This window comes from Sandarakinorhabdus sp. (assembly GCF_032115815.1).
GTDB lineage: Bacteria > Pseudomonadota > Alphaproteobacteria > Sphingomonadales > Sphingomonadaceae > Sandarakinorhabdus.
Genome location: NZ_JAUMBI010000044.1, coordinates 4,855 through 12,713 on the forward strand (window position 1 = coordinate 4,855; position 7,859 = coordinate 12,713).

At 64.0% G+C, this 7,859-nt stretch carries 9 protein-coding genes; 5 read left to right on the forward strand and 4 right to left on the reverse strand.

Annotated elements, in window-relative coordinates; genetic code table 11:
* Window positions 1–68: 68 nt before the first annotated feature.
* Window positions 69–383 carry a GIY-YIG nuclease family protein gene (locus tag RT662_RS02340; RefSeq protein WP_313668838.1) on the forward strand — a complete coding sequence of 105 codons (315 nt, stop codon included), beginning with the start codon at window positions 69–71 and terminating at the stop codon, window positions 381–383.
* A 118-nt stretch (window positions 384–501) separates the two neighbouring features.
* Here RT662_RS02340 and ettA read toward each other — a convergent pair whose 3' ends face one another.
* A complete protein-coding gene (gene ettA, locus RT662_RS02345; protein ID WP_313668840.1) occupies window positions 502–2,181 on the reverse strand; it encodes an energy-dependent translational throttle protein EttA in 1,680 nt (559 codons plus the stop codon).
* A gap of 132 nt (window positions 2,182–2,313) precedes the next feature.
* Between ettA and RT662_RS02350 the strand changes: the two genes are divergently transcribed.
* Window positions 2,314–3,696 carry a M28 family peptidase gene (locus RT662_RS02350; RefSeq protein ID WP_313668842.1) on the forward strand — a complete coding sequence of 461 codons (1,383 nt, stop codon included), beginning with the start codon at window positions 2,314–2,316 and terminating at the stop codon, window positions 3,694–3,696.
* Here the strand turns inward: RT662_RS02350 and RT662_RS02355 are convergent, their stop codons facing one another.
* The 3 genes from RT662_RS02355 to RT662_RS02365 all read right to left on the reverse strand — a co-directional run bounded on the left by RT662_RS02355 (window position 3,697) and on the right by RT662_RS02365 (window position 4,828).
* Complete coding sequence (locus RT662_RS02355) at window positions 3,697–4,275, reverse strand: hypothetical protein (protein WP_313668843.1); 579 nt, start codon at window positions 4,273–4,275, stop codon at window positions 3,697–3,699.
* Between the two features lie 98 nt (window positions 4,276–4,373).
* Window positions 4,374–4,556 carry a hypothetical protein gene (locus tag RT662_RS02360; protein ID WP_313668845.1) on the reverse strand — a complete coding sequence of 61 codons (183 nt, stop codon included), beginning with the start codon at window positions 4,554–4,556 and terminating at the stop codon, window positions 4,374–4,376.
* 125 nt (window positions 4,557–4,681) lie between these two features.
* Window positions 4,682–4,828, reverse strand: a complete 147-nt coding sequence (locus tag RT662_RS02365; RefSeq protein WP_313668847.1) for a hypothetical protein — start codon at window positions 4,826–4,828, stop codon at window positions 4,682–4,684.
* Between the two features lie 207 nt (window positions 4,829–5,035).
* On the opposite strand from RT662_RS02365, the gene RT662_RS02370 reads away from it, so the two are divergent.
* The 3 genes from RT662_RS02370 to RT662_RS02380 are packed head-to-tail and all read left to right on the forward strand — an operon-like array spanning window position 5,036 to window position 7,695.
* Complete coding sequence (locus RT662_RS02370) at window positions 5,036–6,760, forward strand: hypothetical protein (protein ID WP_313668849.1); 1,725 nt, start codon at window positions 5,036–5,038, stop codon at window positions 6,758–6,760.
* Window positions 6,760–7,020: a hypothetical protein gene (locus RT662_RS02375; RefSeq protein WP_313668851.1), complete on the forward strand. Its 261-nt coding sequence runs from the start codon at window positions 6,760–6,762 to the stop codon at window positions 7,018–7,020. Before RT662_RS02370 ends, RT662_RS02375 begins: the two co-directional genes overlap by 1 nt.
* A 3-nt stretch (window positions 7,021–7,023) precedes the next feature.
* Window positions 7,024–7,695, forward strand: coding sequence for a spermidine synthase (locus RT662_RS02380; protein ID WP_313668852.1), 672 nt, complete (start codon window positions 7,024–7,026; stop codon window positions 7,693–7,695).
* Window positions 7,696–7,859: the final 164 nt, after the last annotated feature.

Here is a 7,859-nt window from a genome sequence, read left to right on the forward strand (position 1 = left end):
CCGTCACCCCGGCGCACGCCGGGGCCCATCGCCCGGCCGCAACACCAGCGCACATCCGGAGGTAGAAGGTGGAAAAAGGCGGCCACGTCTACATCCTCGCCAACCGCCGCCAGGGCACACTCTACACGGGCGTCACGTCCGATCTGATGCGTCGCCTCTCCGAACACCGCCTCGGCCAGATCGCCGGCTTCACCCGTGAACACGGCATCAAACGGCTCGTCTGGCACGAGGCGTTCGGCGAGATCGAACTGGCCATTCGCCGCGAGAAGCAGATCAAGGAGTGGCGGCGCGCCTGGAAGATCGAATTGATCGAGGAACGCAATCCGCACTGGCTAGATTTGGCAGTAACGGAGCTGGGTTTTCCGGTGCTGAAGGCGGATTAAGCCCGTTCCCAACCTTCCCGTCTTCCCGGCGAACGCCGGGATCCATCTCCCGACCGGCGCACCAGGCACCACGGTCGGGCGATGGGCCCCGGCGTTCGCCGGGGTGACGTTAAATGGTTCAGCGCGTCAACTTCTTGTAGGTCAGCGCATGCGGACGATCCGCCGCGTCGCCCAGGCGCCGCCGCTTGTCTTCCTCATACATCTGGAAATTGCCTTCGAACCATTCGACGTGGCTGTCGCCTTCGAACGCCAAAATGTGCGTTGCCAGGCGATCGAGGAAGAAGCGGTCGTGGCTGATGACCACGGCGCAGCCGGCAAAGCTTTCCAGTGCTTCTTCCAGCGCGCGCAGGGTTTCCACGTCCAAGTCGTTGGTCGGTTCGTCGAGCAGCAGCACGTTGCCGCCCTTCACCAGCATCTTGGCCATGTGCACGCGGTTGCGCTCACCGCCTGACAGCAGGCCAACCTTCTTCTGCTGGTCCGGCCCCTTGAAGTTGAACGCGCCCACATAAGCGCGGGTCAGCACCTCGTTCTTGCCGAAATAGAATTTGTCGTTGCCGCCGGAAATCTCTTCCCAGACATTCTTGTCGGATGCCAGCGCATCGCGGCTCTGGTCGACATAGGCCATCTTCACCGTTTCACCGATGACGATCTCGCCTTCATCCGGCACTTCCTGGCCGGTGATGATGCGGAACAAGGTGGTCTTGCCGGCGCCGTTGGGGCCGATGATGCCCACGATGCCGCCCGGCGGCAGGCTGAACGACAGATTTTCGAACAGCAATTTGTCGCCATAGCTCTTGGTGAGGTTGTGGGCCTCGATCACCTTGTTGCCCAGGCGTTCCGGAATCTGGATCAGGATCTGCGCTTCGCCCAGGCGGCGGTTGGCCTGTTTTTCCACCAGTTCGTCAAAGGCCTTGATGCGGGCCTTGCTCTTGGTCTGGCGGGCCTTTGGCGAGGCTCTGATCCACTCCAACTCCTGCTTGATGGCCTTTTCGCGGCTGGCGTCTTCACGCTCTTCCTGGCCCAGGCGCTTCTGCTTGGCTTCCAGCCAATCGGAGTAGTTGCCTTCGAACGGAATGGCGCGGCCGCGATCCAGTTCGAGAACCCATTTCACCACATTATCAAGGAAGTAGCGATCGTGGGTAACCAGGATCACCATGCCCTTATATTCTTTGAGGTGGTTTTCCAGCCACGACACGCTTTCGGCATCAAGGTGGTTGGTCGGCTCATCCAGCAGCAGGATTTCCGGCTTTTCCAGCAGCAGCTTGCACAGCGCCACGCGGCGCTTTTCCCCGCCCGACAATTTCTGCACGCCGCTATCCCCCGGCGGGCAGCGCAGCGCGTCCATGGCGATTTCGAGCTGGTTGTCGAGCGTCCAGCCATCCACGGCGTCGATCTTTTCCTGCAGCGTGCCCATTTCCTCGAGCAGCTTGTCGAAATCGGTATCGTCCTTCGGATCGGCCATTTCGGCGCTGATCGCGTTGAACCGGTCCACCAGATCAGCGACGGGGCGCACCCCGTCCATCACATTGCCCTTCACATCCTTGTTTGGATCGAGATGCGGTTCCTGCGGCAGGTAACCCACGCGCACGCCTTCGGCGGCCCAGGCTTCACCCACATATTCGGTATCGATGCCGGCGATCACCTTCATCAGGGTCGATTTGCCGGCGCCGTTCGGGCCGATGATGGCGATCTTCGCCCCCGGCAGGAACGACAGGGTGATATCCTTGAAACAGGGCTTGTTGGCGCCGGGATAGGTCTTGGACAGACCCTTCATCACGAACGCATATTGATAGGCCACGGGGAAGCTCCGGATCCTGGGTGTTGGAAGGTCGCGCTGCCATTAGCCGATGGGCGCGATGGGCGCAAACGGGTCGATTGACCCCACGCCGCCGCGGCGTAAAGGAAGGCGCACAAACAGGGGAACCCTTACATGCGCCGCATCACCGCTTTGGCAACCGCTGCCTGCCTGCTCGCCATTCCTGCCATGGCGCAACCGGCGGGGAACGACCGTCTGGCCACCGCCGCCCAGCTGCGCGATGCCGCCCTGGCCGGCAACAAGGCGTGGGGGCTGCTGTCGAACCTCACCGACACCGTGGGCCAGCGCCTGGCCGGCACCGAAGCCGAAGCGCGCGGCCGGGCGTGGGCCAAGGCCGAAATGCAGAAATTGGGGCTGGTCAACATCCGTGAGGAGGCCTTCCCGCTGACGCTGTGGGAGCGCGGGCAGGCCAGCGCCACCATCGTCGGCAGCAATCACCAGCTGGCGCTCGCCGCGCTGGGCACTTCCGGCGCCACGCCGGCCGGCGGGATCACCGCGCCTGTCACCTGCTTCAGCAACCTCGCCGCCTTCCGCGCGGCGCCGGACGCCGCCGTGAAGGGCCGCATTGTTTTCATCGATCATCGCATGGGCGTGACGCAGGATGGCAGCAGCTATGGCGCGAACGGCGCCGTGCGCCGTGCCGCGCCGGCCTTGGGCGCGCAAAAGGGGGCAGCGGCCGTGCTGATCCGCAGCCTGGGCACCGATTATCACCGCAATCCGCACACCGGCGGTACCGTGTTCCCGGCCGGCATCACCCCAATCCCGGCGCTGGCGCTGGCCTTGCCCGATGCTGAACTGCTGGCGCGCCGCTGCGCCGCAGGGCCTGTGCAGATGCAGTTGCTCTCCACCCCCACCAGCCGGCCCGGCCAATCCGCCAATGTCACCGCCGAAATCCCCGGTACGGTACCCGGCGAAGTGGTGGTGCTGGGCGGACATCTGGACAGCTGGGATCTGGGCCAGGGCGTGTTCGACGATGGCGCTGGCGTCGCCATCAGCCTGGCGACGGCTGCCGCCATCAAGGCCCACGTGGACCGCACCGGCTTGGCGCCGCGCCGCACCATCCGTGTGGTGCTGTGGGGCGCCGAAGAGTTCGGCCTGATCGGCGGCCGCGCCTATGCCGCAGCGCATGCGGGTGAAAACATCGTGCTGGCCGGCGAAAGCGATGCCGGTGCCGATCGGATCTTCACCATCGATTCCAAGGTGGCCACAGCCGGCCTGCCGCTGTTCGCCGAAATGGCCAGCGTGCTCGCCCCGCTGGCCATTGATCAGGCACGCAGCAACAGCGCCGGCGGCGGGCCGGATGTGGGGCCGCTTGCCGCCACCGGCGTGGGTGTGCTCGATCTGGGGCAGGACATGACGCGCTATTTCGACGTGCACCACACGCCCGACGATACGCTGGACAAGGTGGACCGCGCCCAGCTCGATCAGAATGTGGCGGCATGGACGGCGGCGATCTGGCTGGCGGCAACCGATGATCGCCCGCTCCGGACCAAATGATCAGCGCTTCCCCAGCGGATCGGGGCAGTGCGTGATGACCGGGATGCGCGCCGTGCTGCTGGCGCCATCCTTGATGCTGAAACGCAGTTGCACCTCGTCTGGTGCATCGGCAGCAATGCTCAGCCGCACCAGCCGGCATTGATGCGCGAAACAGCCCTGTGCTGAAGGCCGCTCGGCGGGTTTGAGGCCCTTGTCCTCCTCTCCCACCGATTCGGCCTTCACGCTCGCGCTCTCACTGGTCAGATCGACATCGGCAAGGCCCAGATTGGTGCCTTCCAGCCGCACCACCGCGGTGATCGCACCGCCGGGGCAGCTGCGCGTTGGCCGCCATTGCGTCGGTACCGGCGCCACCGGCCCCAGCGCCAGGCTGGCCCGGCAGGCGGCGCGCGGGTCGCCCTCCACCTGGGCCTGGCCGGGGCGGGTGCAGACCGGGATGCGGGCCGATGTTTCCAGCACGAATCCGGGTGGGCAGATCAGGCTGCGATCCGCCCGCGGCTTGGCCGCCACGCTTTCGAGGGGGGCAGCAGCGGCCACCGATCCCTTTTCGGGCAGATGCGCACACAAGGAGGGCGCTGCCATCGCTGGCAACGCCCCCAGGTAGTACAGTGGTAGAAATCGAAGGGCGCGCATGGCGCCAAACTAGACTGCGTGTCGGGCGATGGCCAGCCCGGCGATGATCAGGACAAACGGTTCAGCTGGTTGGCCGAAGCCCGGGCCATCGAGCGCGGCAGGCGGCGCGGGAAGGAACGACCCGACCACAGCATGCCCAGCAATATGCCGAACAGCATGGACAGCACCATCAAGGCACCATCGGTTGCCAGCAATTCGCCCAAAGCCTGTGCGATACCGTTGAAAATCATACGCCGCCCTCACTCGTTAGCACTTGATACATAACCTTCGTAAGCTGAAAGTTACTTTATGTAAAGTGCTATTGACGACTGTTAACTATTTTTCTGTTAACGATTATTGCGGCCCGACCTCCCCGTCAGCGCTTGTCACGCCGGATTGTGTCATCCTGGGCGCTGTCGTTCTTCCGCTCGGCCCGCATGCGTTCCCCAAAAACACCAAGCAGGCCGCCCAAAAGCAATGAAAAGCCGACCAATATCACATCTGATGACAGGATTTGCTGCATGTTGCGTTTTCCCCGACCAAAGGTTTTGCAGCTTGTTACGATAAATGATTCATGAAGGTTGGCAAGCGATGCGCCCTGAACCTGTATCGAACAAACACGATGACTTGCCCGAAATTCATGGTTAACCGCCGTTCATCTGCAAAAGCGAGACGCGTTGCCGCTGCTGGCAATTCATGCTTAAAACACCGGCATTGGGGAGAAACGCACATGAACAAGCGCATTTTGGCTGCCACCATGATCGGCACCGCCTTGGCCGCCAGCCTGTCGGCGCCGGCGCTCGCCACCGATTTCCGCGTCACCTTGCCGGCCACCGGCATCGACGCCAGCAATGATGGCCGCATCATCCTGGTGATCACGCCCGACGGATCGAAGGAACCGCGCTTTCAGGTCAAGCTGGGCGCCGATGCGCCGCAGGTGTTCGGCATCAACGTCGATGGCCTGAAGCCCGGCGGCAGCGCCAGCATCGGCCGCGGCGTGCTCGGCTATCCGGCCGAAGATCTCTCCAAGGTCCCTGCCGGCGACTACACGGTGCAGGCCGTCCTCCACAAATATCAGACCTATAATCTCTCAACCGGGCACACGGTGAAGCTGCCGGCCGCGCGCGGCGCCGGGCAGAACTGGCGCGCCGAACCGGGCAACATCATTTCCGAACCGATGAAGGTGCGCTTCAACCCGCTCACCAAGGACATCGTCACCATCCCGCTCACCAAGGTGATCCCGCCGGTCGAAGAGGCCAAGGACAGCGAATTTGTCCGCCACCTCAAGATCCGGTCGGAACGGCTCTCCAAATTCTGGGGCACTGATGTCTTCCTCACCGCCCATGTGCTGGTGCCAAAGGACTTCGACAAGCACCCCGAAGCCCGCTACCCGCTGATCGTCAACCACGGGCATTTCCCGGCCGATTTCGGCGGCTTCAGCACCACCCCGCCCGATCCCAAGGAACCCTGCAAGCCGGAGCCGCGCTTTGGCGAGCCCTGCTACAACAAGATCGAGCAGCAGGAAGCCTTCGACCTCTACAAGAAATGGACGTCCGACAGCTTCCCCCGCTTCCTCATCGTCGAGATCGACCACAGCAATCCCTATTATGACGACAGCTATGCGGTGAACTCCGCCAATCTCGGCCCTTATGGCGATGCCATCATGAAGGATCTGGTGCCGGCCATCGAAACGAAGTTCCGCGGCCTTGGCGAAGGCTGGGCGCGTTTCACCTACGGCGGCTCCACCGGCGGCTGGGAAGCGCTGGCGGTGCAGATGTTCTACCCCGACGAGTTCAACGGCGCCTTTGCCGCCTGCCCCGATCCCATTGATTTCCGCCAATATACCAACATCAACATCTATGAGGACAAGAATGTCTTCTGGAAGGTCGGCCCGTTCGGCAAGGTCGATCGCCCGGCCCATCGCAACTATCTCGGCCATGTTGATTACACGGTGGAACAGGAACAGCGGCTGGAACTGGTGCTGGGCGACAAGTCCCGTTCCGGCCAGCAGTGGGACATCTGGGAAGCGGTCTATTCCCCGCAAGGCGCCGACGGCTACCCGCAGCGCATCTTCGACAAGCGCACCGGCGTGATCGATCCCAAGGTCGCCGCCCACTGGCGCGAGAATTACGATCTGCGCCACATCATGCAGCGCGACTGGAAGACGCTCGGCCCCAAGATCCGCGACAAGATCTTCCTCTATGTCGGCGACATGGACAATTATTACCTCAACAACGCCGTCTACCTGGCCGAGGATTTCCTGAAGCAGGCCGATCCGCCCTTCCTTGGCGAAGTCGCTTACGGCGACCGCGCCGAGCATTGCTGGAACGGCGATCCCAAGGAACCCAACAAGATCAGCCGCCTGCGCTACCACACCATGTATGTGGACAAGATCCTGAAGCGCATCGAAGCCGCCGCACCGAAGGGGGCTGATCTGAAGAGCTGGCGCTATTGATGGCGGCCCAGCCCGGCCTGTACCGCGTGCAGTGGAACCAGTTCGCCCAGGCCACGGCACTGCCCGCCCTGTTCTGGGTGCTGCCCTGGCCCACGCCGCTGGCGCTGGTCGGACTAGTGCTGCCGCCGTTGGCCCTGGCCCTCAACCTCGTCCTCATCGCCGTGATCAAATGCCCGGCCTGCACCAAACGCCTGATGATCAAGGGCCTGATCATCTTCCCCCGCCGCAAATGCCCGCACTGCCGCGAAGTGGTTGCCTAAGGCGTGATCCCACGTGAACTGATCGGCGAGGCCGAAGTGCCCGGCGGCCCGCCGCTGCGGCTGTTCCGGCGCGGCAGCGATTTCATGATCGTGCTGGACCGCAACGAATTGATGAGCACACGGCAGCACGGCTCCGAAGTCGCGCTCGGCACCATGGCCTGCGACCGCCTGGCCGGCCACAAGGCGCCGCATCTGCTCATCGGCGGCTATGGCATGGGCTACACCCTGCGCGCCGTGCTCGGCCGGTTGGGGCCCACCGCGCGCGTCACCGTCGTCGAACTGGTGCCCGGCATCATCGCATGGGCGCGCGGGCCGATGGCGGCGGTGGCAGACGGCTGCCTGGATGATCCCCGCGTCACCGTCACCATGGGCGACGTCGCGGCCGCGATGGCCCAGGCCGCGTCCCTCTATGATGCCATCCTGCTCGATGTCGACAACGGGCCAGATGGGCTCACCCGCGCCGCCAACGATGGGATCTACAGCCCCCGCGGCCTCGCCGACGCGATGAAGGCCCTTCGCCCCGGCGGCGTGCTCGCCGTCTGGTCCGCCGCGCCCGACACCGCCTTCGGCCGCCAGCTGGAACGCAGCGGTTTCACCGTCGAAACGGTGAAGGTCCGCGCCCGCGAAACCGGCAAGGGCGCCACCCACATCATCTGGTTCGCCACCAAGCGCTGAAGCCCAAGAGCCCCTCCCCCTGCAGGAGAGCCTCCGGCGGGCAGGGACTCGTCCCTGCACCCATCTGTTTCATGGTCAGCTATTGGGCCGGTGAACGAACCCGCTGCGCGGGATTGGCGCTTGCTGTGATTGGTGACCATTAGCCTGCCGCTCTGGCCCTGATT

What these genes read in the sequence shown, in the direction of transcription:
- RT662_RS02350 (WP_313668842.1), top strand. Translation starts at nt 2,314, where the DNA reads ATGCGCCGCATCACCGCTTTGGCAACCGCTGCCTGCCTGCTCGCCATT.
- RT662_RS02370 (WP_313668849.1), top strand. Translation starts at nt 5,036, where the DNA reads ATGAACAAGCGCATTTTGGCTGCCACCATGATCGGCACCGCCTTGGCC.
- RT662_RS02360 (WP_313668845.1), bottom strand. Translation starts at nt 4,556, where the DNA reads ATGATTTTCAACGGTATCGCACAGGCTTTGGGCGAATTGCTGGCAACC.
- RT662_RS02355 (WP_313668843.1), bottom strand. Translation starts at nt 4,275, where the DNA reads ATGGCAGCGCCCTCCTTGTGTGCGCATCTGCCCGAAAAGGGATCGGTG.
- RT662_RS02365 (WP_313668847.1), bottom strand. Translation starts at nt 4,828, where the DNA reads ATGCAGCAAATCCTGTCATCAGATGTGATATTGGTCGGCTTTTCATTG.
- RT662_RS02375 (WP_313668851.1), top strand. Translation starts at nt 6,760, where the DNA reads ATGGCGGCCCAGCCCGGCCTGTACCGCGTGCAGTGGAACCAGTTCGCC.